At 46.0% G+C, this 24,016-nt stretch carries 23 protein-coding genes; 8 read left to right on the top strand and 15 right to left on the bottom strand.

The window, feature by feature from the left end; all coding sequences use genetic code 11:
* Positions 1 to 25: 25 nt before the first annotated feature.
* From SPSPH_RS13490 to SPSPH_RS13525, 8 genes are all read right to left on the bottom strand, one after another.
* Positions 26 to 1,168: an acyl-CoA dehydrogenase family protein gene (locus SPSPH_RS13490; protein WP_075756907.1), complete on the bottom strand. Its 1,143-nt coding sequence runs from the start codon at positions 1,166 to 1,168 to the stop codon at positions 26 to 28.
* 5 nt (positions 1,169 to 1,173) lie between these two features.
* The gene (locus SPSPH_RS13495) at positions 1,174 to 2,748 is read right to left on the bottom strand and encodes an acyl CoA:acetate/3-ketoacid CoA transferase (protein WP_075756670.1); all 1,575 of its coding nucleotides are present in this window, start codon (positions 2,746 to 2,748) and stop codon (positions 1,174 to 1,176) included.
* 309 nt (positions 2,749 to 3,057) lie between these two features.
* Positions 3,058 to 4,482, bottom strand: a complete 1,425-nt coding sequence (locus SPSPH_RS13500) for a sigma-54 interaction domain-containing protein (RefSeq protein ID WP_233139092.1) — start codon at positions 4,480 to 4,482, stop codon at positions 3,058 to 3,060.
* 126 nt (positions 4,483 to 4,608) lie between these two features.
* Positions 4,609 to 5,742, bottom strand: coding sequence for a uroporphyrinogen decarboxylase family protein (locus SPSPH_RS13505; protein WP_075756669.1), 1,134 nt, complete (start codon positions 5,740 to 5,742; stop codon positions 4,609 to 4,611).
* A gap of 30 nt (positions 5,743 to 5,772) precedes the next feature.
* Entirely contained in the window at positions 5,773 to 6,585 is an 813-nt protein-coding gene (locus SPSPH_RS13510) for a methyl-accepting chemotaxis protein (RefSeq protein WP_075756668.1), read from the bottom strand.
* A 379-nt stretch (positions 6,586 to 6,964) separates the two neighbouring features.
* Positions 6,965 to 7,663 carry a DUF1638 domain-containing protein gene (locus tag SPSPH_RS13515; RefSeq protein WP_075756667.1) on the bottom strand — a complete coding sequence of 233 codons (699 nt, stop codon included), beginning with the start codon at positions 7,661 to 7,663 and terminating at the stop codon, positions 6,965 to 6,967.
* Between the two features lie 26 nt (positions 7,664 to 7,689).
* Entirely contained in the window at positions 7,690 to 8,337 is a 648-nt protein-coding gene (locus tag SPSPH_RS13520) for a cobalamin B12-binding domain-containing protein (RefSeq protein ID WP_075756666.1), read from the bottom strand.
* Between the two features lie 3 nt (positions 8,338 to 8,340).
* A complete protein-coding gene (locus tag SPSPH_RS13525) occupies positions 8,341 to 9,069 on the bottom strand; it encodes a GntR family transcriptional regulator (protein ID WP_075756665.1) in 729 nt (242 codons plus the stop codon).
* A 195-nt stretch (positions 9,070 to 9,264) separates the two neighbouring features.
* Between SPSPH_RS13525 and SPSPH_RS13530 the strand changes: the two genes are divergently transcribed.
* The 3 genes from SPSPH_RS13530 to SPSPH_RS13540 all read left to right on the top strand — a co-directional run bounded on the left by SPSPH_RS13530 (position 9,265) and on the right by SPSPH_RS13540 (position 11,091).
* Positions 9,265 to 9,504: a DUF2164 domain-containing protein gene (locus tag SPSPH_RS13530; protein WP_075756664.1), complete on the top strand. Its 240-nt coding sequence runs from the start codon at positions 9,265 to 9,267 to the stop codon at positions 9,502 to 9,504.
* 334 nt (positions 9,505 to 9,838) lie between these two features.
* On the top strand, positions 9,839 to 10,204 hold the full coding sequence (locus SPSPH_RS13535; RefSeq protein WP_233139083.1) for a response regulator: 366 nt from the start codon (positions 9,839 to 9,841) through the stop codon (positions 10,202 to 10,204).
* Between the two features lie 14 nt (positions 10,205 to 10,218).
* Positions 10,219 to 11,091, top strand: a complete 873-nt coding sequence (locus SPSPH_RS13540) for a hypothetical protein (RefSeq protein WP_075756663.1) — start codon at positions 10,219 to 10,221, stop codon at positions 11,089 to 11,091.
* Between the two features lie 207 nt (positions 11,092 to 11,298).
* On the opposite strand, the gene SPSPH_RS13545 is transcribed toward SPSPH_RS13540, so the two are convergent.
* Positions 11,299 to 11,667: a winged helix-turn-helix transcriptional regulator gene (locus SPSPH_RS13545; RefSeq protein ID WP_075756662.1), complete on the bottom strand. Its 369-nt coding sequence runs from the start codon at positions 11,665 to 11,667 to the stop codon at positions 11,299 to 11,301.
* Between the two features lie 187 nt (positions 11,668 to 11,854).
* On the opposite strand from SPSPH_RS13545, the gene SPSPH_RS13550 reads away from it, so the two are divergent.
* On the top strand, positions 11,855 to 12,382 hold the full coding sequence (locus SPSPH_RS13550; RefSeq protein ID WP_075756661.1) for a ferredoxin domain-containing protein: 528 nt from the start codon (positions 11,855 to 11,857) through the stop codon (positions 12,380 to 12,382).
* Between the two features lie 86 nt (positions 12,383 to 12,468).
* Here the strand turns inward: SPSPH_RS13550 and SPSPH_RS13555 are convergent, their stop codons facing one another.
* From SPSPH_RS13555 to SPSPH_RS13570, 4 genes are all read right to left on the bottom strand, one after another.
* Positions 12,469 to 13,401: a glycosyltransferase family 2 protein gene (locus tag SPSPH_RS13555; protein WP_075756660.1), complete on the bottom strand. Its 933-nt coding sequence runs from the start codon at positions 13,399 to 13,401 to the stop codon at positions 12,469 to 12,471.
* A gap of 20 nt (positions 13,402 to 13,421) precedes the next feature.
* Positions 13,422 to 14,954, bottom strand: coding sequence for a glycosyltransferase family 39 protein (locus SPSPH_RS13560; RefSeq protein ID WP_143559010.1), 1,533 nt, complete (start codon positions 14,952 to 14,954; stop codon positions 13,422 to 13,424).
* A 354-nt stretch (positions 14,955 to 15,308) separates the two neighbouring features.
* Positions 15,309 to 15,605, bottom strand: a complete 297-nt coding sequence (locus SPSPH_RS13565; RefSeq protein ID WP_143559009.1) for a hypothetical protein — start codon at positions 15,603 to 15,605, stop codon at positions 15,309 to 15,311.
* A 258-nt stretch (positions 15,606 to 15,863) separates the two neighbouring features.
* Entirely contained in the window at positions 15,864 to 17,105 is a 1,242-nt protein-coding gene (locus SPSPH_RS13570; protein ID WP_075756657.1) for an MFS transporter, read from the bottom strand.
* Positions 17,106 to 17,373: 268 nt separating this feature from the next.
* Between SPSPH_RS13570 and SPSPH_RS13575 the strand changes: the two genes are divergently transcribed.
* Positions 17,374 to 17,769 carry a pyridoxamine 5'-phosphate oxidase family protein gene (locus SPSPH_RS13575; RefSeq protein ID WP_075756656.1) on the top strand — a complete coding sequence of 132 codons (396 nt, stop codon included), beginning with the start codon at positions 17,374 to 17,376 and terminating at the stop codon, positions 17,767 to 17,769.
* 149 nt (positions 17,770 to 17,918) lie between these two features.
* Complete coding sequence (locus tag SPSPH_RS13580) at positions 17,919 to 18,410, top strand: YbaK/EbsC family protein (protein WP_075756655.1); 492 nt, start codon at positions 17,919 to 17,921, stop codon at positions 18,408 to 18,410.
* A gap of 15 nt (positions 18,411 to 18,425) precedes the next feature.
* On the opposite strand, the gene SPSPH_RS13585 is transcribed toward SPSPH_RS13580, so the two are convergent.
* Complete coding sequence (locus SPSPH_RS13585; protein ID WP_075756654.1) at positions 18,426 to 19,271, bottom strand: methyl-accepting chemotaxis protein; 846 nt, start codon at positions 19,269 to 19,271, stop codon at positions 18,426 to 18,428.
* Positions 19,272 to 19,736: 465 nt separating this feature from the next.
* Complete coding sequence (locus tag SPSPH_RS13590) at positions 19,737 to 21,413, bottom strand: L-lactate permease (protein ID WP_075756653.1); 1,677 nt, start codon at positions 21,411 to 21,413, stop codon at positions 19,737 to 19,739.
* Between the two features lie 346 nt (positions 21,414 to 21,759).
* Here SPSPH_RS13590 and SPSPH_RS13595 point away from each other — a divergent pair, with 346 nt between their 5' ends.
* Positions 21,760 to 22,722, top strand: a complete 963-nt coding sequence (locus SPSPH_RS13595) for a 2-hydroxyacid dehydrogenase (RefSeq protein WP_075756652.1) — start codon at positions 21,760 to 21,762, stop codon at positions 22,720 to 22,722.
* Positions 22,723 to 22,930: 208 nt separating this feature from the next.
* Entirely contained in the window at positions 22,931 to 23,821 is an 891-nt protein-coding gene (locus SPSPH_RS13600) for a LysR family transcriptional regulator (RefSeq protein WP_075756651.1), read from the top strand.
* Positions 23,822 to 24,016 lie beyond the last annotated feature (195 nt).

Genomic DNA, 24,016 nt, shown 5'->3' on the forward strand with positions numbered 1-24,016 from the left:
CCTCCTTTTCCTTATGCCGCTCAATCTAAGAATTAAGCAAAATGCCGGATATTACAATCCGTTGAACCTGATTGGTGCCTTCATATATTTGCGTAACCTTGGCATCCCGCATGAGCTTTTCCACGACAGAATCCCTGGAATAGCCGTACTGTCCCATAAGTTCCACCGCATCGGCGGTCACCCGCATGGCGGCATCGGTGGCAAAGGTTTTGGCCATGGCGGCTTCTTTGGTATACGGCACGCCGGCATCTTTCAGCCGCAGCGCGTTGCGTACCAGTTGTCTCGCGGCTTCCACCCGTGTAGCCATATCGGCCAGTTTAAAAGCCACTGCCTGATGCTGGCCAATAGGCTTGCCATTAATGTCAAGATACTCTTTGGCGTATTTAACGGCTTCATCAAGTGCCCGCCGGCCAACGCCGACAGCAAGCGAAGCCACGATAGGACGCGCCATATCCAGTGTTTTCATGGCCAGCTTCATGCCTTCGCCTTCTTTTCCCAGCAGGTGGGACTTTGGCACCCTTACATTCTTTAACAGCAATTCCACCGTATTTGAGCTGCGAATTCCCATTTTGTGCTCCACCGCACCAACAACGACGCCTTCGCGCTCTTTCTCAACAATAAAGGCGCTTAAGCCTTTAACCCCTTTGCTGGGGTCGGTGGAAGCGAAGATCACCATGATATCGGCATAACCGCAGGTAGTGGCAAAGCACTTCGTCCCATTAATAATCCATTCGTCTCCATCAAGTTTGGCAATCGTGGCGCAAGCCCCGGCATCAGAGCCCGCCCCCGGCTCGGTAAGGGCAAAACCGCCCATACCGCCGTTTACCAGCCGGCCGTAATACAGCCGCTTTTGTTCATCTGTACCGGCTATCGCCAGGGGGTAAGAGCTCAGGCCGTTGCCGCCAAGCGTTGTGGCAAAGGCCGCGCAGCCATAGCCCCATTCTTCGGCTACCAAGGACTGCGTAACGGCGTCATAGCCGGGACCGCCGTATTCCTGGGGGACGGCCATGCAGTTCAGTCCGGCTTTTTTCACTTCTTCCAGGATGAATTCATGAAATTCACCTTTTTCATCCCACTCCCGGTCTACCGGCAGGATGTGCTGTGCCGTAAATTCCCGGGCTAATTGTTGTATTCTTTGTTGTTCAGGGGTAAGCGACATATCAACCATAATCATCAACCTTTCGTGTTGGCTTCAATAATCTGCTTGAGCTGGCCCCATTTGGCCTGGAAAATTTCGCTCGGCATGGTTGTCAGGTTAGGAGAAATAACCGGTTTAAAGTCCATAAGCGCTAATACGTCTTGTTCCAAATCAATGCCGGGGGCAATCTCAGTAAGTGTTACCTGGCCGTTTTCCAGGACAAATACGGCACGCTCGGTTACATAGACCACCGGTTGGTTTACCCGGGCGGCATATTTACCGCTGAAAGTAATCTGCTCGACACGCTCAATGAACTTTTTATTTTTTCCTTCTTTAATGATGACCAGCTTGCCGTCCTGCCCCGCAACCTCAAGCCCCCCGGCGGTAAAGGAGCCGCAATACACCACTTTCTTAGAGCTTTGCGTAATATTGATAAAGCCGCCGCAGCCCATCGGCCGGCCTTTAAATTTGCTGACATTCACGTTTCCTTCTTTGTCTGTCTGGGCAAGCCCCAGGAAGGCTACATCAATCCCGCCGCCGTCATAATAGTCAAATTGCGAATGATGCTCGACAATGGCCTGCGCGTTATAGGCCTGGCCAAAATGGGGAAGACTTGCCGGTACACCGCCAATGCCGCCGGCCTCGGTGGTCAGGGTCAGCAGCTCTGTGGCATTTTCCTCGGCGGCAATGGCAGCCACATCACTGGGAATGCCCACCCCTAAGTTGACAATGGTATTGGGGGCCAATTCCATAGCGGCGCGGCGGGCTATGATTTTGCGTTCGTCAAGCGCCAATTCGGGGATACTGTTAAGCGGCACTTTAATATCACCGGAAAAGGCAGGATTAAAATACAAGCCTTCTGTTTGCCAGCAGCATTCCTGTTTGGTTGCGATCACAATATGATCCACGAGAATTCCCGGAACTCTTACCTGCTTAGGATGAAGCGAGCCGGCTTTCGCCAGATATTCAGCCTGAACAATAACAATGCCACCGGAGTTTTTCGCAGCCTGGGCCAGCGGCAGGGCTTCCATCAGCACGCCCTCATTTTCCATGGTAAGGTTGCCGTGTTCATCTACCGTTGTTCCCCGGATGAGAGCCACATTAATGGGGAAGGTTTTATAGAAAAGCCATTCCTCCCCTTCAAACTCGACCACTTTTACAATATCTTCGGTAGTGGCGGTATTCATTTTCGCGCCGTCAACCCGCGGGTCGACAAAGGTTCCCATCCCTACTTTGGTAATCAGCCCCGGGCGTTTGGCGGCAATTTCGCGGAATAACTGGACGATAACCCCTTGTGGCAAACAATAGGCTTCTATTTTATTTTCTGCCAGTAATTTGGACATACCGGCCGATGAACCAATATGGGCGCCAATCCATCGCTTGACAAGACCTTCCTTGCCCAGGCGGGTTGTCCCGCGTTCTTTCCAGTCACCAATAGCTGACGCATGTGTCAGGGTTATATTCCTGGGATGACCGGTTTCCACAAATCTTTTTTCGATTGCCTGTGCAATCTCTTCTGCCCAGGCGGCAAGCCCAAACCCGGTTGCCGCTACGGTGGCGCCATCTTGAATCAAGCTGGCTGCCTGCTCGGCTGTTATAATTTTTGACATAAGATGTACTCCTTTCTATTCTAAAAACTGATTGCGCTACAATATATTGCAAAATTAATGCCAACTGCAAAAAAAACCGTAAACCTCAGTACATTCAGGCATAGTAAGGCCTGCCATTTACTGCTTGTGTTAGGTTAGGTACCAATATTGCGACATTTACCAAAATTCAAAAAATTGATGTACCTAAACAGGTACATCAAAAGCGGATTGTTACAGCACCATCCGCTTTTGCAAAAAAAAAACTGAAGGTACAGTAAGACCATACCATTCAGCCGCTATTGCGTAATCGTATTACACGACTATGCTGCGCTATTTGTTTTTTTCATCATCCTGCTCAAACGCTCTGAGCTTCCGGTATAAAACAGTACGGTAAATCCCCAGTTTTTCAGCCGTCTCACCGATTCTGCCGCCACATTGGTTCAACACCTGGTAAATATACTGCTTTTCCAAAGACTTCATAACTTCCTTTAAGGTCCCGTTAAGTCCGGCTGCCTGCAAATAACCATTTTCCTGCTTAAAGCCCGCCATACGCTGCTCAAGTTCCAGAAACTCCGCGGAATAATTTTGCAAACTGTTAATCACCAGACGTTCAATAACATTTCTCAGTTCACGGACATTGCCCGGCCAGTTGTGTTTATACAGGGATTGAATGGTATCCGGGTCCAGCTGGACATCCAAATCGTATTTCTTCTTGAAGTAATCAAAAAACTTTAAAGCCAGTGCGATCATATCTTCCGGCCGCTCCCTGAGCGGCGGTATCTGCACAGGTATGACATTCAGCCGATAAAATAAATCGGTACGAAAGCTTCCTTCCTGGGTCATTTTGTGCAAATCCTTGTGAGTAGCAACAATTAACCGGAAATCCAGCTTCCGGTCAATATGGCTGCCTAACCGTCTTACTTCGCGGGTTTCCAGTACCCGGAGAAGTTTGGACTGGAGCGGCAGCGGCAATTCAGCAATTTCGTCTAAAAATAGCGTACCCCGGTGAGCGGCTTCAAATAAGCCGATTTTCCCCTCCGTGCTTGCACCGGTGAAAGCTCCTCTTTCATAGCCAAATAATTCCGATTCCACCAGATGATCAGGCAGTGTGGCGCAGTTTACGGCAATGAAGGCTTCGCCGGAACGTTTACTGTGACGGTGCAGATATTTTGCCAAAATTTCCTTACCTGTTCCCGACTCGCCGTTTAACACCACCGTGCTGTCTGTCTGGGCAACGGCATGCACCTTCAGCAAGAGCTGCTTCATAACTTTGCTCTCAGCTACAATTGTTTCTTTATCCAGCACATAGCTTCGCAGGTATTCCATTTCCCGTTTACGCCGATTGCTGCACTCCCGTTCCTCCACCCCCGTGTTTTTCTCCGTAGACTCTGCCGGCCTGCCTGTAGTCAATACCAGAATAACGTTTCCTTCCTCATCCATAATCGGCGTACTGGTGGACAGCTGTTTAATGCCGAGTTTAGTTGTCAGTTCGCCCTTTACCACGCATTTTTGGGCAGCAGCCTCTACTGCGTACGATTTATTATAGTACTCCTTATCAACCAGATCGCGCACATTGGACTTTAACAGTTGATCCAGTGACATATCCAGCGTCAAGGCAGTCGTTGAATTGGACAACAACACATTACCATACCGGTCAGTAACAAATATCGGATCAGGCAGATTAGCAAATATTTGATCCAAATTCTGTTTTGCCAGTTGATAATTACGCCTCGTCTTTTTTGCAACGCGCGGCACAGAACCACCTCCTTTCAGTACTTCGGAATATTCGGCATATTACGACAATATTCCTGTAAAGAAAAATAACCCCGAAACAGGGCAAAACAGTTCCACGCATGGTGAAACTGTTTTGCAAAATACAGGTTAATTATAACGGCCGTATTTCTCCACTGCGGCAAAGAAGGCATCCACATTGGCCCGTTTGGCATTCATCGGCAGATTGCAGCCTGATGAATAAATCAACCCTTCACCATTGCGGAAGGTGTTAATTAATTTTTTCGCGTATTCGTCCAGCTCACTGGGAGCAGCAACGGTAAATAATGCCGGGCTTACGTCCCCCTTGATGGCGCAATGCCCCTTAAGTATCTCGTGGGCTTTAAAGATATCTGTCGCACTGTCCAATTCCAGGATAAATTTAGCTTTAGGCAGGTCAAGGAAGTATTCTAAATTCTTGGTCCAGTCAGCATCAAAATGAAGAACAGGAACAATATCCTTTTCCACCAGCCGTTCAACCATAACCTTCAATTGCGGCCAGACAAAACGTTCAAAGTTTTTCTTATTAATGAACTGGCCGGCGCCTCTTACCCCGCCGACAAATATGCGGTTTATCCCGGTTGCCTTGGCTGCCGCCTCACTGCCGGCAATCACAGCATCATTAATAATCCATAGCAGTTCTTCCACCTGATCCCCGATTTGATACATATCTTTATAAAAACGTTCCATGGAGCGTACAATAGATAAGGCATCAAACGGCACCGTACCCATGATGGCTCCCCAGGTTAAGCTCTGACCGCGTGCCAGGCTGCGATCGATCTCATCTTGCCGCAGTTTTGCCATTTCCTGCTGACCGGCAAGCACTTCCTCACGACTTACGTTATGAATTCTTTCAAGAAAAGTCATACGATACTCGGCCCAGCCTTTTTCTTTCAGCAGAGGGTAATCCTCACGGGTCATTGCCTCATATTCATGGATTTGATATTGGGCGTTTTCCTCCAGTTCTTTGCCAGGCATTCTGAATTGGCCCGGGCCGCATTTCGTAGCTACCGGCCCAATTCTTCCGTGCAGCATGTAGGCATTGCTATCCCATACCGGGTAATCCTCCCATACCTTGTGGATAGCCGCCTGGGCTTTGTCCCAGTTCCAGAGGAATTCTTTGTTGGTTAACCCCACATGTTGTCCCGCATACTGCTCAATAATAGGTGCACAGACTACCCTGTCCACCGGTTGAAGATTAATTGAGGCCACCAGTCTCTCTTCTGCAGTCATTACATCTTTCATTTCATCCCACTCCCCAAATGTTTAATTATCTTACACAGAGTCTGCAACCTTCTGTATATCAGCCGCAGTCGCGGCCAGCTGCTGCATGGATGCCGAGATTTCACCTGTAGAAACGGCTTGTGTGCTGCCCAATGCCGCAGTTTTCACTAAAACCTCCACTACATTGGTAGTATCCTGCTGTATGGTGCTAAGTATGGCAGCTATATCTTTGACCGAATTTCCACTGTTAACAGCCATTTTCCTAATTTCCTCCGCGACAACGGCAAAGCCGCGGCCATGTTCGCCCGCTCTTGCTGCTTCAATCGCAGCATTAAGCCCCAACAGGTTAGAGTTGGCGGCAATGTCGCTGACAAACCGTAAAATATCGGTTGTTTTATGAATGTCTGCCAGAACTTTCTCTCCGTCCAGGCGAACCTGGGCAAGATCCCCGGAAAGCTGGCCGGCTGTTGTTGTAAGATTTTCAACTGTTGCGCTCAATTGCTGAGAAGTTGCCGCAATCGTTTGCGCGGCATTTTGCAGAATTTCATGGGTGTGCATGCTTATAGCCGCGCCGACTATGCCAATAAACTGCTGATTTTCATCAAATATGGGCCTGACAATGGCTTTGCATGGAATTCCGTATATCGCCTTAGGCAGCGAAGCCACTACTTTCTTACGGGTCTTGATACATTCCAGCATAGCCCCGCCTTTGGCAATTTCACCAATTTTGACCTCAGCGTAAAATGTTTCTGCCGGCGAATAATGAAGGATGCGTCCCTCAGTATCACATACCATAACGGAGCAATCAAACACATTAAGTTCACGAAAAATATCGGCAGCTTCTATAACATCCTCAAGTTTCATACCCTGCACTCCTTTGACTTAGATGTTCCCGAATATCCTTACCCCAATGCAATTGCAGTGCCATTATGGGTACCAGCTAAAGCAGACTTAAGTACGCTCATCCACTATAGAATGAATACCATAAAACAAGTAGTTGTAACTATGTCCGGTTATCTTGTATATACATCTATATAATAATCTGTGACACTTGACTTGTCAATATTTTTTTGACTTTTCTTTTAATTTTAAACAATAGCCATAGTTGATCACCTGTCCCTTTTGGATAACATTGTTGCGTCACACCTCACCGCAAGGATAAGAGATGGCAAAATAAAAAGGCTACCTCCCAGGTAACCACAAAAGTATATTTTTCTGCTCTGTTTGTATTTGTCATTGGTAATTATAGAGATTTCGGAAGATTAACTTGAGACTGTCCGTCACTACTGCCGCATATATCGCTCATAGTAACGGCATTTCCCGGTTCCAGCACCAAAAACTCCTCATCCCAGGGACCTGTCAGCAGCTTATGGAATAAACGCAGGGAGCCTTGCGCCACCTCATGCTGCATGGTAAGACGTTCGGCAAATGCTTGTGTTCGGGGCAGTACTTCCTCTACCGGATATGCTCCGGTATCTATCAACATAAACCGCTTATAATGGCCAAGCATTATTTTCATTATCTTTGAGGTTCTAACCTGCCCATACCGCTCAATACAACGGTCATATTCGCGCAATAAATTATTCTCATAATCAAGCCAGCCTTTTGTCAAAAAATATGTTCCCATTTCCTTGGATATATTTTTTCTGGCTTCGCAGGAACCTAAGAGCAGCGGAATACAATCATCAACCTTAGGAATTACGAGTTTGGCTTTATCTGATTTAATACCCAGCAAACTATTGCCACAGTATCCAAATAATAGTAATATTACATCAATATTATCAATTCTATTGATTTCTTCCTGAATTCTTTTGTGTAATAATTCAGGGGTATTATGCAGCCCTGATTCAACATAAATGGTAGGAAAACTTACGCCGGTTTCTTTAATGGTCAGTTTAAGCTCATCTCTGAGTGTCTGGCATGCCAGTATCGCCGTCCCCATCCTCTGCCACTTCCTTTATATAACAATTACACAATCTGCTTATCGGCAACCAGGATATTACGGCAAAGTTCCGCGACCTTGGCACAATCAGTCGCCCAATAGTCAGCACCTGTATATTTTCTCACACTTTCATTTACCAGGCCGCCGATAATAACAGTAGTCATTGGACGAAGCCCCGCCTCTTCCAGACACACTACCGTATCACGCATAGAGTCATAAGCGTCAGTAATAAGCCCGGTTAAACATACAACCCGGCTGTTATGCAAGGTGACGGCCTCAACAAATTTCCTGGCAGGCACATCTACGCCCAAATCACAGATGCCAAAACCATTATACTGCATAATACCTGTTGTAATATTTTTGCCAATATCGTGAATATCATCTTCCACCGTACCAAAAATAACAGTAGGATAAATCTTGCGGGCGTTAACAACCCTATCCTGATTTACCAGTGCCAGCACATCCTTAAATATTTCGGAAGCCATAATGAGATCTGACAAAAAGTACTCGCCCTTGCTGTACAGCTCACCCACCCTGTCAGTGCCCTGCCGGATTTCTTCCAGCAGCACATAAGGATTGATTCCCATCTTAAGGCCTTGCGTCACCAGGTTCATTACCATGGCTTCATCCAGTCTGGCCATGGCACCAACTAGCATCTTCTGGATTTTCAGCATAATTTATAACCTCCCTGAAAGTGGATAGGAAGTCGCCTTTAATTCAAACCGGTCTTTATGGCAAAGCGTGACAGAGACCCCCAGCGGGATGTCGTCTTTCGAGTAAATAACCTGCTTGATTACCAGCGCCGGCAATGCTTCGTCCGCCTCCAGCAGTTTCGCCTGTTCGGCTGACAACGCTGCCACCGATATCACCATATCATTGCGAACCGGCACACTTTCCTGATGTTTGGCAATCAGTTCCGGAAAATCAGCGTACTCCAGCTGAGTTTCCAATAAGGGCTTGCCTTTTTGGTACCGCAAAAATTTTTCTTCAATAGCCACCGGCATGCTCTCATTAAATAAAAGCTGTTTTACTGTTATCACATTGGATTCTCCGGTAAACCCCAAGTCATTGGCTAATTCCGGATTGTTGCGGATTAGATTAACGGCCAGGAGTTTGGGGCGCAGCTGCCCATTGTTGGCTGCACTATGTTTAAGATCAATAACCAGCTGATTTAGGCGGGGCCGGGTCACAAAACTGCCTTTGCCCTTAACGGTATCAATGAGTCCCGCTTCCGCCAGCAAAGCAAGCCCCTGCCGCACTGTCATCCGGCTGATGGCGTATTTTTCCCCCAGTTGCGCCTCTGTTGGCAAAAGGTCTCCGTCCTTTAATTCACCGGATTCAATCTGTTTTTTTACATCTTCGGCCAAACGATAATATACAGGAATTAGATTTTCACGACTTCTCATAATAAACCTTCCTTCGGAATACTGGGTAAAACCACAGTATATACATCTATATATAGATTTTATACGAGCACTTACTATTCTGTCAATTTATTTATTGATTTTAGTTACTGCGGATAGAAAACGGTCCGAAAAGTATATCTGCCTGTTACCGGTATGCCGGACGGCCAATATTAAATTATAATACGGAGGTAAATTATGAAACCCCTGCAACTCACCAAAGAGCAGCAGAAAGAATCTATTGAAGCTATAAAAAGTTACTACTTTAATGAGCGAGAGGAGGAAATTACAGAATTAGCTGCCACACTGCTGCTTGACTTCATCGTAAAAAACATTGGGCCGCATATCTACAATCAGGCACTAACAGACGCCCACAGCTTTATGGGCGAAAAAATTGATGAACTGTTTACTTTGGAGAAGTCTCCTGCAAGTAAATAATGCGAAGACATAGGGATAAGCTGCAAGAAGGCCGGCGGATTTTTCCGCCGGCCGCTATATTGTATATCAATTGATAATTTACAGTTCACCCTGAAAGCATTTAACAGCACCGGCCGCTTCCAGCCTGGCGATATCTGCCGCTGCATAGCCATATTTCTCGGTTTCTTGACCATTTTTACATATTATCTCTCCTATTTTTTATTTATTTTACACAATTTCATTAAGGAGCAAAACGCGGAATATCTAGCATATTAAAATAAATGAACTGCAGGATTTGCCGGAAATCTTTAGAATATATGTTAAAGATTACATTGTAATGAAAGGAGTTTTTCTGGTGAATTCTTGTATTTCCAAGGTGTTAATTTGTGATGATTCCATGCTTGTTCGCAAAAAACTTCGTGATTTGCTGGAAGAAATGCACTGCCAGGTGTATGAAGCTAAAGACGGGGCCGAATGTGTAGAATTATTTAAAAATCATCAACCAGGCACAGTTTTTATGGATATTGTTATGCCTGAATTAGACGGTTTGGCAGCACTTAAACAAATTAAAACACTTGATAAATGCGCTAAAGTTATCATGCTGTCATCCACCGGCACCTCAACCAAGGTATTGGAGGCACTGAAACACGGCGCAACTGATTTTATTCAAAAGCCCTATACCAGAGACCAGATTGCCAAGGCTATCGGCTATTCTGAATAGTAAAGGAGACAAGCATGTTTACGCAATATTTTGGCCAATATCTTTTCAATAAAGGCATTCTTTCAGCCGATCAGCTTTGTGATTTGCTGTCTTATGAACAATCCACCCATGTAAAGCTTGGCGTATTGGCTCTCAACTCGGGGCTAATGACAGCGGCTCAAATTGAAGAGGTGCATGAGCTGCAGCGAACCATGGACCGCCGTTTCGGCGAAATTGCTTTAAGCAAAGGCTACCTTACCCAACCACAGCTTGACAACCTGCTTAGTCAGCAAAACAGCCGCCATTTAGGCTTAAATCAGGCTATTCTTGATAGAAACTGTCTTACACTCAGTCAGTTGGAAACCGCTCTCGAAAACTTTAAACAGGACACCGGACTGTCACAAGGGCAATTGCAGGCCTTACAAAGCGCCGATATTGACCAAATCGTGCCCTTATTCCTCGACTTTTCGCAAGATGAAATAGGCCGATTGCATTATGACTATGTGGCCCTGTTATTAAAAAATATCGTCCGGTTCCTTAACGACCGGCCGCTGCTGTCCCGCCCTGTGCCGCTGCCCAAGCAGCCGGAAGGCTGGATTATATCCCAGCAAGCTGTTGGTGATCATACCCTCTCTACGGCCTTAGTGCTCAGCGATTCATCACTAATTGACCTTGCCACCCGTTTTAGCCAGGAAGAAATATCCCAGGTTGACGATTTGGCGAAAGACAGTGTGGCCGAGTTTTTGAATCTGCATAACGGTATTTTCTTAATCAATATGTCGGACAGAGGTTTAGAACTCGACCTTAAACCTCAGACTGCTCAGGTCTGTTCCGCCAGCGTGAGTGGCTACCGGATTCCTATTACTCTCACCTCCGGCTCGATTGAACTCGTACTCTCCATCACCTAAGCCGGCAAACCAGAGCAAGGGGCTGTCGCTCTAAAAGTTCCGTGCAACAACAAAAAATGGCAACCGGCATATCAAAATTGCCGGTTGCCATTTTTTTGTTGTAAACTATCCCCAATACGGTATCGTATCCAGTATGTACCGCAGCAAGAAAATTTGTCAGGCGCCAGTGCCTCTAGCTGCGGCCAACACATAAAAGAAATTAGCTGACTACCGCTTGCAGGAAGCATTGTGCTTTTGGGGCGCTATCGGTTCTGCTGTATTAGCATAGGTAAGACCCCATTGACACAAAGTATCTAATATCGGCAAGAGACTTTTACCTGCTGGCGTAAGAGAATATTCTACTTTCGGCGGAATTTGTGTATATATGAATCGTTTCACCAGTCCGCTGGCTTCCAATTCCCGCAGTTGTTGGGTCAACATTTTTTGCGTTATTTTGGGCAAGGTCTTTTTTAACTCACTAAATCGCAGGGTGTTTTCCCCTAAATGCCAGAGAATCAAAGCTTTCCATTTGCCGCCAATAAGGTCTAGTGTTAGTTCCATCGAACACTGATATTGGACATTTTTGAAGGTAATCATGTGCGGTCACTCCAATAGTTTTAGTTATAATTACAATGTACAGTATACAAAAGATACTATGATACAATTAAGTGCGTAGTTGCTCAAATATATCCTATGGTTTACTATTATATCAGAGAAGACCTGTTATGAAAAGGAATTGCTAATTTGTTTATCTGTACTTTGCAGAAAGAATGGAGGATTTGTGATGATTATTAGTAGTCAAGAGGCTGAGAAACGCGCAGTTGAGCAGATTGCCTGTCTGATGTGCGTTGCGGCAAGAACAGCCCCCAAAGCGCGGGGAATTGATGATCTGGTAACTTTGGTTGTAAACGGGCAAGAAAAAGAACAGCTATCAGCAGAAATGCGGCGTATTGCTCAAGAATCAGGCGCACAATTTTTCGAACGTGATGCCAATTGCCTTGATAAGTCACCGGTAGTTGTATTGCTAGGACAAAAAGTGAAACCATTAGGAACCAAGCCCTGTGGCTATTGTGGTTATGCTAACTGTGCAGAGTGTGCACAAGGTACAGGGATGTGTGCTATCAGCACCGGAGATCTGGGAATAGCCCTGAGCTCAGCAGCTAATACCGCTGCTTTGCATCATGCCGATAACCGGATTATGTTCAGCATAGGTAAAGCCGCCATCAATATTGGCCTGTTTGCAGAAGAAGTCAAAATAGCTTATGGAATTCCGCTTAGTATAACCGGCAAAAGCCCGTTCTTTGACCGGTAGTAAATACATATGAAGCCAGTGGGGCGCTTTGCACTTTTTCATAAAGCGCAAAACGCCCCCTTCGTCCTACAAACCGTCATCTTGTATCAAAAATTAGTCTTTTTTCTGATAAAATACAGCGGCCGGCGTTTGGACTCATTATAAATCCTGCCGATATACTCGCCGATGACCCCCAGGGTCATCAACTGAGCGCCGCCAAAGAAGAAGATGGCTACCATCATGGAAGGATAACCTGCCACCGGATCGCCGTACAGCCAGGTTTTCACAATAATATAGGCGATATATACGCCGGAAAACAAAGCTGTCAGAAACCCCACATAGGTTGCCAGCTGCAGCGGCACAAAGGAAAAGGAGGTAATCCCCTCCAAAGCAAAATTCCAAAGCTTCCAGTAGTTGAAACTGGTTATGCCCTTGTGGCGGCGGTTGCGGAGGTAAGGAATGCTGGTCTGCCTGAAGCCTACCCAGCTAAACAGCCCTTTCATAAACCGGTGGGATTCGGTGCACTGGTTGACCGCCTCCACCACCTGCCTGGTCATAAGCCGGAAATCGCCGGTATCGGGGGGTATATTCACTTTGGCAAGACGGCGCATAACCCGATAAAATAGGAAGGCGGTCACTTTCTTTAAACTGCTTTCCCCTTCCCGCACCAGCCTGGTAGCGTAAACAACATCATAGCCTTCCTGCCATTTTTCGATTAACGCCGGGATGAGTTCCGGCGGGTCCTGCAAATCGGCATCAATGGGGATGACGGCATCGCCCTTGGCTTCAAAAATACCTGCAGTCAGAGCAATTTCCTTGCCGAAATTCCGGGACAGTTCAATTATTTTGACCTTTTTATCTTTATCTGCCAGCAATTCAATTTTCTCCAATGTATTATCAGTGCTGCCGTCATTGATACAGATAATTTCATAGTCATATGCCGTCAAAGCACCCATGACCTCAGCTATTTTTTGATAAAAACAGTCTATATTCTGGCTCTCGTTGTACATAGGCACAACAATGGAGATTAATGGTTTCATCAGTCAGACCTCCTTCTGTGTTACTCCTGCGCAGGCAAGGGCGGCACAGGCCCCGGTTCTTTTTGCAGCAGTGATCCGACAAACACAAAGCCTTTGTGGCTTAAATAGGGCATATCGTAAACACGGGCAAAATCAATAACCTTGAACACCGGCTCGCTTTTTCCCAAATGACCGTACAATAGCTGGGAATTGGCACCTTCGATTAACCAAATTCGCCCTTGGTAGCTTGCCAGGGCATTTAAATCATATATAAATCTAAGCTCCGGCTGGAAGGGATTAGGCTTAGACTCCTCCTGCCCGCCCGGAAAGAACATGTAATGCTGATGCTGAGGGAAGGCAACCATATAAATCCCTGCCGGATGAATGTCTGTGTACAAAAAGATATCGTCAGGCTTGAGGCTGTAAGTGACATCAGCCCGCAAAGCATTGTTTTGAGGACTGTAAATTTTATCATAATGCAAATAAAAATTCGCTGATGAAGCAATGAAAATCACTGTACATAAAACAGCAGCCACACCTTGCCGCCTGACAGCAGCCAGCCCGCAGGCCAGGGCAATAAATAAAAATCCCGAGTTTGGCATTAAATACCGGGTTATGAAAATAGGCTTTACCTGGGACAAAATGAGCGCCAGACCAAGCACGGCCAGATAAATAGCCAGGCTGTTAAGTGCAATTCCCGTATAGTGCTTCTTCTCTTTAACAGCCGTATACAACCCAAAACCGCATACCGCCAGCCAGCCAAAACTCAGCAGCTTGATAGCAAGTGACGGCAGGTTTTCAGCAAAATAAAACACCAGCAAATCCCTGAGCAGATGCTGATAATTGATGACAATCCAGTATTCCTGGGTCACCGCAACTATTTGGCTGATTAATACAAACAGCCACGGCAAATAAAGAATTATCTGGGCCAAAATTGTCAACAGACAGGGTTTGAGCAAATATCGGTTCCTGGTAAAAACCGCAATCAACAGGCTAAGATTAATAAAAAAAGCACCAAGCAGAGCATAATTGTGGGTATAAGCGCTGCCCAGCGACAAGGCTGCAAACAATACCCAATGGTACCATTGATTTTGCCGGTAGGCCAGATAAGCATATATCCCGGCACCGGTTGTAAAAAACATGGCCCACGAATACATTCTGGCTTCCCCTGAATACTCCAGCATCACCGGTAAAAATACGGCAAAAAAGGTAAAATAGAGACCCGCCCGGTCACCGCACAGCCGGCGGATATGGCTAACGCCCAGCAGCACAAACAGCAGCATCCCGGTTACCGACACCAGCCGGTAAACCACAATATCCTGCCCCCAGACCAAGGACGCCAGCTTGGCCAGCATATAGTACAAAGGTGGATGAACATCACGGGCTGTGATTTCGCAAATTCTAAAAAAATCATGTCTGACCATAGCTACGGTATACGCCTCATCAAACCACATTTCCTTATAAAAGGCACATGAGACGAAAAATAAAAGCCCGGCAAAGAGTAGCCCTGCATAGCCTAACTGCCAGTACCGGTCCAATCTGTCTGTTAATGTAAAGCTTCGATAATTGTGCATAAACTTTGCTAACACCCTTTCCTGCCAATAACATTACCGTTACTGTCAGCCTCCTGCCCCTGACGAATAACGGAGATAACGTTAATTGGCATTAAGCATAATTCTCCATTCCGGCTTTAAAGCCCTCCCAGTTTAAAAAATTAACCCTCTAAACCCTAAGGCCGGAAATATGGTTTCACTATATACGGAATGCTGTGGCATTGTTATCAATTTATTTGGCATATTGCCAAATAAAAAAATGCACCTGCTATCCAAAGTGCATTTTCCTGGCTTTTATATAAAATTTATTGCTTCGGCCAGCCAGACCAATGCTGCAAATAGCCGGCCAGACATGCTGGCTTTAGGACAAAAGAATTATGGTTTTTTCATTGTCGGGACTTCGTATCCTGTCAGCTCATGTATTTCTTTTGCGATAGAAGTTATCTGCCCGACAATCTGTATGACTTCCGGCGTGGTGCTGTCAAGAGCGCCTATCTTTTTGCAAATCAGCTGAAACGTTTCTGCAAGCTGCTGCAATTCATTGCCGACAACCGGGCTTCTTAGTTGTACAGAATTTGCTGTGTCGTTCGTAAAGCAGCAGCTAAGCCTCTGCTGAACTTCTATTACTGAATCCGCTTCCTGGTACTGCCCTGTTGAACGGTATCTCTGCATACAATCTCCCGCCTAAACATAATGTCACTATAATATATGCTGAAACAAGCTAAATAAACCGCAATTGCTGTTTGCACCGCACATCATTCCATATTATCCCTTAGGTTTTAGATTATCTTATCACAATTTGATTTAAGAAGCAAAAATAAACATCTTTGCTGCTGCGTTGTACGCAGGAAATGGGGACAAACTAAAAAGAGCAGAGCATTTGCTCTACTCCTCAGTGCTGCTTCCTGCGGGAGATCAAAGGTAAGTCCTTCACTTTATCGAGTCAATAGTTAGTAACACTTTCTGCTTCGTCTCCCGCATGAGCAGAGCCACTACGACCAGCGCAACTTCAAAGCCTATTACAATTATGTCAAGAGCAGCCATGTAGCCATATGCCTTGCTGAGATATCCCATCGCCGGGCCGGAGAAAAAGGAAGCAAAATACATGCACGCACCAACAAGGCCGGTTGCCAGACCTACCTGACGGGCATCCACCGCATCCTGTCCAATGGTGTAACCTAGAATGTACAGGGCATGCAGGCCTATTCCCATCATACCGCCAACCAGATACAAAACAGGCAGGTTGTCGTTGGGAATAACATGGAAAATAAGATAGCCGCAAATGACGTTTAAAATTGCCATTGTCAAAATAACAGGCTTGCGGCCAAACTTATCGGCAAAGTGTCCTAATACCACCGAACTCAAGCCACCGATACCATAGATAATACCAAAAAATTGTCCCGCCATCGTAGCCGAGAAACCCTTGAAGGACATGAAGAGGTATGGACCCATAGCAGCAAAGCCCCAATACGGCACAACATTTAAAATTTGGACAAGAACGGCAAGCCAGACGCCACGATTAGTACCAACAGTCCGCAGTGCTTCAGTAATATGCATGGTTTTAATATCCTTGGAAACGTCGGTGTCTTTAGCTTTAAGTCCCCAAATAAGAACACAGGCAAATAAAACCGTCGTAGCACCCATACTGAGCAGGCCTGCTCCCCAATTGCCGGGGTTCATTTCCAGCGTCCACCCATAATAGCTGGGTCCAACATAGGCCCCTACCGAGTAAAAAGTCATCATTAAGCCGTTAATCATTGCACGACTGGCCGGGAATATAGAACCTGCGACTGAATACATTACGATGTTCCAGATGCCTTCAGCAGCTCCAAACAAAAATCTCCAGGTAGCTGCAGCCAGGAAGCTGTTGGCAGTAGTAACGGCCATCGTCGCAAAACCAATACCGAACATGCCGAGCAGCAGCATTCTTTTGCGGCCCAAACGGTCGGACAAATAACCGGCAGGAATATCAATAAGCGCTTGTCCAAGGGTAAAGATAGTACCCAGCATACCTACCTGCATGGCGGTCAAGGCGAACTGGGCTGCGATGGACTTAAGACCGACGCCGAAGGCCAGTCTGTTTGCAGAATAAAACGCATAGCCCAAAGCCAGAAAAAACAATTGAATCCAAATACGTCTGGGAATACCCAGCGGTCCTTTCTTTTCTTCCATTGTAATTACCATCCTTTATAATTTTTCACTTATCAAATTGCATCTATTATTTTCACATAGAAATAGACTCACATGTGAGCCTGCAGAAAAATGCGGCTCTCTGGGTATTTATTATTCCAATATAACATAACTACCACATATTCTCCGCATACCTTGTTCCAATGGCTCTTTCCTGTCTTTAGCAGTGATACTCATAAACCACTTGATTCTTGGTATCGTTATTGTATAATATTACCATAAATAAAATTAAAGTAAGGAGTGTTGATTCATGGATGAAGTGCTAGCATTTCTGAAAGACAATCCCGTGTTTTACCTGGCTACGGTGGAGGGCAATATTCCCAAGGTGCGGCCTTTCGGCTTTGCCATGAACTTTGAAGGCAAACTGTATTTCTGCACCAGCAACCAAAAGCCTGTCTTCCGGCAGCTTAAAGCCAATCCTAATTTTGAAGTATGCACAACTTCAAAAACGAACGAATGGCTGCGTTTAAAAGGCAAGGCCGTGTTTAATACCACCAGACAAACCAAACAGGCTGCCCTTGATGCCATGCCGATGCTTAAAAACATGTACAGCGTGGACGATTCCCTGTTTGAACTGTTTTACATTGAAGATGCGGAAGCAACCTTCAGTGACATGAAAGGCGGCTCGCGGACCATCAAGCTGTAAAAGCCATCCCTGTGCCCCGCCTCTGTTGGAGGCGGGGTTTTACTGTTTTACCCGGGAGTGGATTTGCCATTTTGTAAAAATTAAGCTAGTATATGATTTAACAGTAATTACGGCTTGTTTTTATTTTTTTTGTAAAGGAGACATGCTTTATGTCATTAGAAACAGTTAAAATGTATTTTGCCGCTCTGGGCAGGGCTCAGGATGTGCGGGAATTTGCCGTTTCCAGCGCTACAGTGGACCTGGCGGCCCAAGCACTGAATGTAGAGCCGGCCCGTATCGCCAAAACACTTTCCTTTCAAAACAATACCGACGGCAATTGTATTCTGGTAGTCGCTGCCGGCGACGCCAAGGTGGATAACGGCAAATTCAAACGGCATTTTGGTTTAAAGCCCAAGATGCTCACTCCGGATGAAGTTGCCCAGTTGACCGGCCATGCTGTCGGCGGGGTATGCCCTTTTGCCAACCCGGCCGGTGTTAAAACCTGCCTGGATATTTCCCTTAAGCGTTTTGCCACGGTTTTCCCCGCCTGCGGCAGCAGCAGCTCAGCTATAGAACTCAATTGTGACGAACTCTACCGGTATGCGCAGGCCCTCGAATGGGTGGACGTCTGTAAGAGCTGGCAGCCGGAATACAATGATTGATTAAGAAGATACATGTCAGAGTTGCTCACAAAGTTCGTTAGCCACATTATCCAGTTCCCCAGCCAAAACGCTGACATCCTGCGTGATCGCCGTTAGGCTCAGCATAGCGTTCGCGATATTAACCACTGCCTGTTCAACTGAAGTAACTTCCTCCGTGACTCTGATACTGTTTGACTGGATAATACTGACAATGTCCACAACGTTTTTAACAGACAACGATCCGGTTGTAGCCAATTTCCGGATTTCCTCGGCCACTACCTGAAAGCCCCGACCCGATGTTCCTGCCCTTGCCGCTTCGATACTGGCGTTCAGGCCAAGCAGGTTTGTCTGCGAAACAATTCCCTTCAGCAATAACAGCACTTGTTCCGTTTCTTTGGCTTGTTGCTGGGAATCTTTCGCCGTTTGCAGCAGCATATTGATGATTGCCGTAATTTCTTCAGTCTGACCGGATATCGTTTCACATGTCTCGGCAAGGGTTTTGACCTGATTATTTAAATTGCAGGCCATATCTTTGGTTTTTTCATAGGTGTCGACAGGCATGGAAGTGGCGAAAGCGCCCACTACCCGGCCGCCTTCGTCCCGGATTGGCTGAGCACAGCCGATATAGGGCAAGCCGCGGGCCGACTTGTCAACTTTCAAGAAGATCTTCCGCTCTTCTTTCATGGCTTTATCGACAAGGCTGCCTTCCCGGATTGGCTGACCTACGGGCAGGTTTAACTGCAACCGGTCTGCCGGTTTGTATACCAGGTATTTTTCCCTGTCTGTGATTGTTACTCCAATGTTGTATGGCAGAGACTGCAGAAAGATAGGATAGGCCCGTAAAACTGCATCAAGAATATCTTGATCGAAATTTTGCTGCATATTTGTCCTCCCCCTTAAATTGGCATGATAGTAGTTAAGATTGCAATAATTTATGCATTTTTTATGCCAATAAGCAGGGAAAGACCCGGTATTGAAAAGCCGGTTCCGGGGTTTTGGCGTGTTATCGGGCTGCGCCGCCTTTTTCAGCAGCCGTTCCGCAGAGAACCGCACCTTCCCGCAGACTCACATATGAGCCACCTTCCGAGCGATTGGCTTATATATGAGCCTGTGAAGACTGCACCGGCAATTTCGGAAATTAGCCGCAGACCCTTTTGCAACAAACTCTAATAGTAAAGAACCATAAACACTTCTATCGTTGAGGTATTTATGGTTCTTTATGAGATTTTAAACTCGGTCTGCCTAGAGAGTATATACTAATTTTTCAAGACTTTTACTGTCTTTTCTTTTTTGTGCGGATTCCCCTCTGTCAGATTTTCCTGGGGTAACGCTTAACTGCAGCAACTATCATGAGTATTGGGTAAGCATGACCGCTGCAATCTTTGGCAATATATTCGGGAATGCCCAAGCTTGCAGTAAAATGATAACAATAACGAACAGCAGGAGATAGATCGAATATTTCACCGTCAGCCGGAAAATATCAGTTTCCCGTCCGACAAGGCCAGTAGCAGCGCAGGCCACAGCTATCGACTGAGGGGAAATAAGTTTACCGATAACGGCGCCGAACAGGTTTGCAGATATGGTCAACAGGGGATTAAGACCCAGATGGGAGGCTGTTACTTGCTGCAGCTTTCCGAACAGGGCGGCAGAAGAAGTGACCGAGCCGGTCAGGAACACCCCGAGATAACCGATGACCGGGGAGAAAATCGGGAAGAACATGCCGGTATAGGTGGCGAAAGCAAGGCCGAGGGTGTACGACATACCGGAATAGTTAGCCAAAAAACCAACGCCAAGAACCGCAGTCAGAGTAATCAGGGAATACATGAGTTGGTTAAAGGTTTTTTTGAATACTCTTACACCTGCAGCCGGGCTGAGACCCAGCACAACCATGGAGAGTATAGCAGAAATCAGCATTGCCGTCCCGGCGGCAGAGAAAAAGTCCATCCGGTAGCTGGCTGCGTATTTTGACGGCACAGCCACAATGGGTGCCGCACGATATACGATTCCGTCCAGACCAGGCCAGGAGGGAATTGTAATGAACCACTTAAGCTCTTGGGCGACCCAGGCTTTGAACGCAGGCGTTCCCCAGATGCCCATAACAATCATAAGGATGATAAACGGCGACCAGGCCTTGATGATTTGTCCGGCACTATATCGATGGGTAGAATCTTCCGCAATGTCCGAATCGTTGGGAAAACGCCAGATCGTAGCGGGCTTCCAGAACTTGAGAAAGACTACTAAGCAGATCATGGACACGAAGGATGAAAAAATAGCCGGGAGCTCTGGGCCAAAGTTCTGACTTACCAGATGGTTAGTGACTGCGTAACTGATGCCGGCGACCAGAGCCGCCGGCAAAGCTCCCATGACGTTCTTCCGTCCGGCTACAACCACCAGCATAAAAATCGGGATAACAAGAGCTAAAATCGTCATATCCAAGCCGATAGCCCTCCCGACAATCGAGTTGGGGAGTTCAGTAACGGTAGCCATCATAATGGTCGGCGTACCCACAGGACCAAAAGGAACAGGGGGCGTGTTGCCGACAAGGCAGATAGCTGCGGCAGGCAGCGCGGGAAAGCCTAAACCGATTAACATTGCTGCAGCAACAGCCACCGGCGCACCCTGACCGGCAACACCTTCCATAAATGCGGAAAAGCAGAAAGCAACCAGCAAGGCTTGAATTCTCCGGTCAGGTGACAAAGAAGAAATAGAGCTTTTTATAATGTCGAATTGTCCTGTTTCCACGGTCAAATTGTATAAAAATACCGCAGTAAGAATGATCCAGCCAATCGGAAAAAGCCCGTTGAGCATTCCAAGTACCGAGGCGGAAATAGCGACATTTACCGGCATACCGTAAACAACAACTACAACGACAATGGTAAGCAGCAAAGTGGTTAGGCCGGCAATATGTCCTTTCATTCGTTTAACGGCAAGAGCCCAAAAAAGATAAAAAATCGGAATCGATACTGTTATAGCGGTGAGGCCGAGGCTGTCTCCTAAAGCTGAGTAGTTATGTAGCCACTGCATATTATCAATCCTTTCCTTTGTTTTTTTGTACTGGGGTACATTTAGGTGCAAGCATGACTAAACAATTGCAAATAGAAACCATCTTTTTGCTTGCCCTGCTGTATAGCAAATTCGGTCAAATACAACCTCCTTTTCGATGACAAATTGTGAAATAAATATCAAGCTCTTACAAGAATGAATTTCTCCCGAAAATTCGAAAATCCTCCGGTTTGATGGAGGATATGGCTATTGTATTAAAGCATACTGACTATGCCAATATTCTATTTTACCGGTTTGACTTTTGATGGTATATTAATAGGTGTTTTGGACGCAGAATATGATATTATTTCAAAGGGAGTGTATTCTGATGAAAATGAAAACCGTTTTTCTCAACTCGGCCAAAGTTGATTTTGATCAAAAACTAGATTATTCAAAATTTGAGGAAGCAACCGAATTCACGAAATACGATGATACCGTCACCGACGAACAAATTCTGGAACGGGTTCAAGGGCAAGAAGTTGTTATTACCAAGGAAATGTCTATCGGCAGGGATCTCATTCTGAAATTCCCGGCATCGGTAAAGCTTATATGCGAAGCAGGAACAGGCTTTAACAACATCGACCTTGACGCTGCCAAGCAAAAGAACATCGCCGTTTGTAATGTACCTTCATACAGTACCGAATCTGTTGGCCATCTGGCGATCACATTTGTATTAATGTTAAGTGCGTCGTTGCACCTCCAGCAAAAGATGCTGGACAAAGGCAATTACGATAACTTTTCAAAGTACCTGCAGGTACCCCATTATGAGGTGCTTGGCAAAAACCTCGGGGTAATTGGCGGCGGTGCCATCGGCAGGCAAACAATAAAAGCCGGGCTGGCACTAGGTATGAATGTACTTATTTGTGATCCGTTTCCGCAGCCCTGGGGCGACGCCGCTGTCCAGTATGTTCAGTTAGAGGAGTTACTCAAAAATAGTGATTTTATTTCCCTCCACTGCCCGCTGATGCCGTCGACGAAACATATCATCAATAAAGAAACACTGAACCTTGTCAAGCCTTCTGCCTATCTCGTCAATACTTCACGCGGACCGCTGGTCAATGAGGCTGATTTGGTCGAAGCTCTTAAGACAGGAAAACTTGCCGGTGCCGCACTTGACGTTCAGGAAGTCGAGCCGGCGACTCCGGACAATCCCTTATTCCATTTGGATAACGTCATCATGACCCCTCACATCGGCTGGAGGCGTTTTGAATCACGCCAGCGCCTGTTCAATCTGGTTGCCGTCAATATTACCGCGTTTTCCCAAGGGAAGCCTGTGAATATCGTAAATTAACGGCAAGAATCACTTAGAGACAGCAAAGTACCCCCTAAAGTAGTTGCGGTAAAATAGAGCGGCTACTTTAGGGGGTTTTAACATAAAATAAAGAAACAAAACTGTGAAAAGATGCCTTCAATCGTTCTACTATAGATAAATTTTATTTTTTTAATGTTGTATATTGCTTTTAACTATACTAAAATGAACGTAAAGAAGGTGAAAAGAATTGAATATTCATCATCTGGAATACTTCCTCGAAGTGATTCGCCAAGGTAGTTTCAGCAAAGCTGCCTCTACTTTGTACATAACCCAACCCTCGATTAGCAAAATGATCCAAAATTTGGAAGACGAGTTGGGGGTCGTATTAATTAACCGGAACGTGAAGCCGCTTGAGCTTACAGACGCCGGGCAAGCAATCGTCGAACAGGCTCAACAAATTGTAACTCTAGTTCAGAATTTGACTGTAAAACTTGACGATGTCATCCAGCTTAAGAAAGGTAAAATCCGCCTCGGCGTTCCGCCCATCGCCGCGTCCAGCATTCTTCCACCCATCCTCGGCGAATTTAAAAAGAACTACTCCAATATTGAGTTACAACTCGTTGAATACGGTTCCAAAAAAGTAGAATTAGGTGTTTATGACGGTACGCTGGATATTGGCATTGTCTGCACCACGCCTACAAAAACTGATACTTTTGAATTCCTTTCATTTATCGAAGATCCGCTTAAAGTAATCATCCATCCCGAGCACCCGTTGGCTAATAACAAGCAGATTGATTTTGCTGATTTAAGAGATGAATCTTTTGTCCTTTACAGAGAAGACTTTAGCCTCTACGACCACATCCATAACCGTTGCAAGCTGGCTGGATTTCAACCTAAAATCATTTGTGAGACTTCTCAGCGTGAATTTATGACCCAAATGGTGGCAGCCAACCTTGGCGTTGCCCTGCTCCCCGGAAAAATATGCGACCAATTTGACCCAAAAACAATCGTATCAATACCCTTTAATGATCCCCAGATTCTTTTACAGCTTTCAATTATCTGGCACAAAGACCGCTATCTATCATTTGCGGCCCGTCAATGGCTGCAATTCGTCTCCAAGCTTTTGTCAGCAGCCTGATCTGTTAGTTTCACTTTTTCACAACCTTTAAAGCCTTGCGTTGCAAGTCTTTAAAGGTTGTTTTTCTATATAACCGCCATTGCCCTCGCATCAATAAAGAAAAGCCAGTCAAAGTGATTTCGGAACTACCCTAACCGGCTGATCAATTGACCAATTGCAAGCAATCAGAATCATCTTAATATGGATGGCTGTCAG

Origin of the sequence: Sporomusa sphaeroides DSM 2875, assembly GCF_001941975.2 — a bacterium.
Taxonomy (GTDB): domain Bacteria; phylum Bacillota; class Negativicutes; order Sporomusales; family Sporomusaceae; genus Sporomusa; species Sporomusa sphaeroides.

Excerpts from the sequence above, each read along its gene's own strand:
- SPSPH_RS13570 (WP_075756657.1), bottom strand. The coding sequence starts at position 17,105 with ATGGAAGAAAAGAAAGGACCGCTGGGTATTCCCAGACGTATTTGGATT.
- SPSPH_RS13595 (WP_075756652.1), top strand. The coding sequence starts at position 21,760 with ATGAAAATGAAAACCGTTTTTCTCAACTCGGCCAAAGTTGATTTTGAT.
- SPSPH_RS13530 (WP_075756664.1), top strand. The coding sequence starts at position 9,265 with ATGAAACCCCTGCAACTCACCAAAGAGCAGCAGAAAGAATCTATTGAA.
- SPSPH_RS13555 (WP_075756660.1), bottom strand. The coding sequence starts at position 13,401 with ATGAAACCATTAATCTCCATTGTTGTGCCTATGTACAACGAGAGCCAG.
- SPSPH_RS13585 (WP_075756654.1), bottom strand. The coding sequence starts at position 19,271 with ATGCAGCAAAATTTCGATCAAGATATTCTTGATGCAGTTTTACGGGCC.
- SPSPH_RS13580 (WP_075756655.1), top strand. The coding sequence starts at position 17,919 with ATGTCATTAGAAACAGTTAAAATGTATTTTGCCGCTCTGGGCAGGGCT.
- SPSPH_RS13540 (WP_075756663.1), top strand. The coding sequence starts at position 10,219 with ATGTTTACGCAATATTTTGGCCAATATCTTTTCAATAAAGGCATTCTT.
- SPSPH_RS13520 (WP_075756666.1), bottom strand. The coding sequence starts at position 8,337 with ATGCTGAAAATCCAGAAGATGCTAGTTGGTGCCATGGCCAGACTGGAT.
- SPSPH_RS13550 (WP_075756661.1), top strand. The coding sequence starts at position 11,855 with ATGATTATTAGTAGTCAAGAGGCTGAGAAACGCGCAGTTGAGCAGATT.
- SPSPH_RS13575 (WP_075756656.1), top strand. The coding sequence starts at position 17,374 with ATGGATGAAGTGCTAGCATTTCTGAAAGACAATCCCGTGTTTTACCTG.
- SPSPH_RS13515 (WP_075756667.1), bottom strand. The coding sequence starts at position 7,663 with ATGGGGACGGCGATACTGGCATGCCAGACACTCAGAGATGAGCTTAAA.
- SPSPH_RS13565 (WP_143559009.1), bottom strand. The coding sequence starts at position 15,605 with ATGCAGAGATACCGTTCAACAGGGCAGTACCAGGAAGCGGATTCAGTA.
- SPSPH_RS13505 (WP_075756669.1), bottom strand. The coding sequence starts at position 5,742 with ATGAAAGATGTAATGACTGCAGAAGAGAGACTGGTGGCCTCAATTAAT.
- SPSPH_RS13490 (WP_075756907.1), bottom strand. The coding sequence starts at position 1,168 with ATGGTTGATATGTCGCTTACCCCTGAACAACAAAGAATACAACAATTA.
- SPSPH_RS13545 (WP_075756662.1), bottom strand. The coding sequence starts at position 11,667 with ATGATTACCTTCAAAAATGTCCAATATCAGTGTTCGATGGAACTAACA.
- SPSPH_RS13525 (WP_075756665.1), bottom strand. The coding sequence starts at position 9,069 with ATGAGAAGTCGTGAAAATCTAATTCCTGTATATTATCGTTTGGCCGAA.
- SPSPH_RS13495 (WP_075756670.1), bottom strand. The coding sequence starts at position 2,748 with ATGTCAAAAATTATAACAGCCGAGCAGGCAGCCAGCTTGATTCAAGAT.
- SPSPH_RS13510 (WP_075756668.1), bottom strand. The coding sequence starts at position 6,585 with ATGAAACTTGAGGATGTTATAGAAGCTGCCGATATTTTTCGTGAACTT.
- SPSPH_RS13560 (WP_143559010.1), bottom strand. The coding sequence starts at position 14,954 with ATGCACAATTATCGAAGCTTTACATTAACAGACAGATTGGACCGGTAC.
- SPSPH_RS13590 (WP_075756653.1), bottom strand. The coding sequence starts at position 21,413 with ATGCAGTGGCTACATAACTACTCAGCTTTAGGAGACAGCCTCGGCCTC.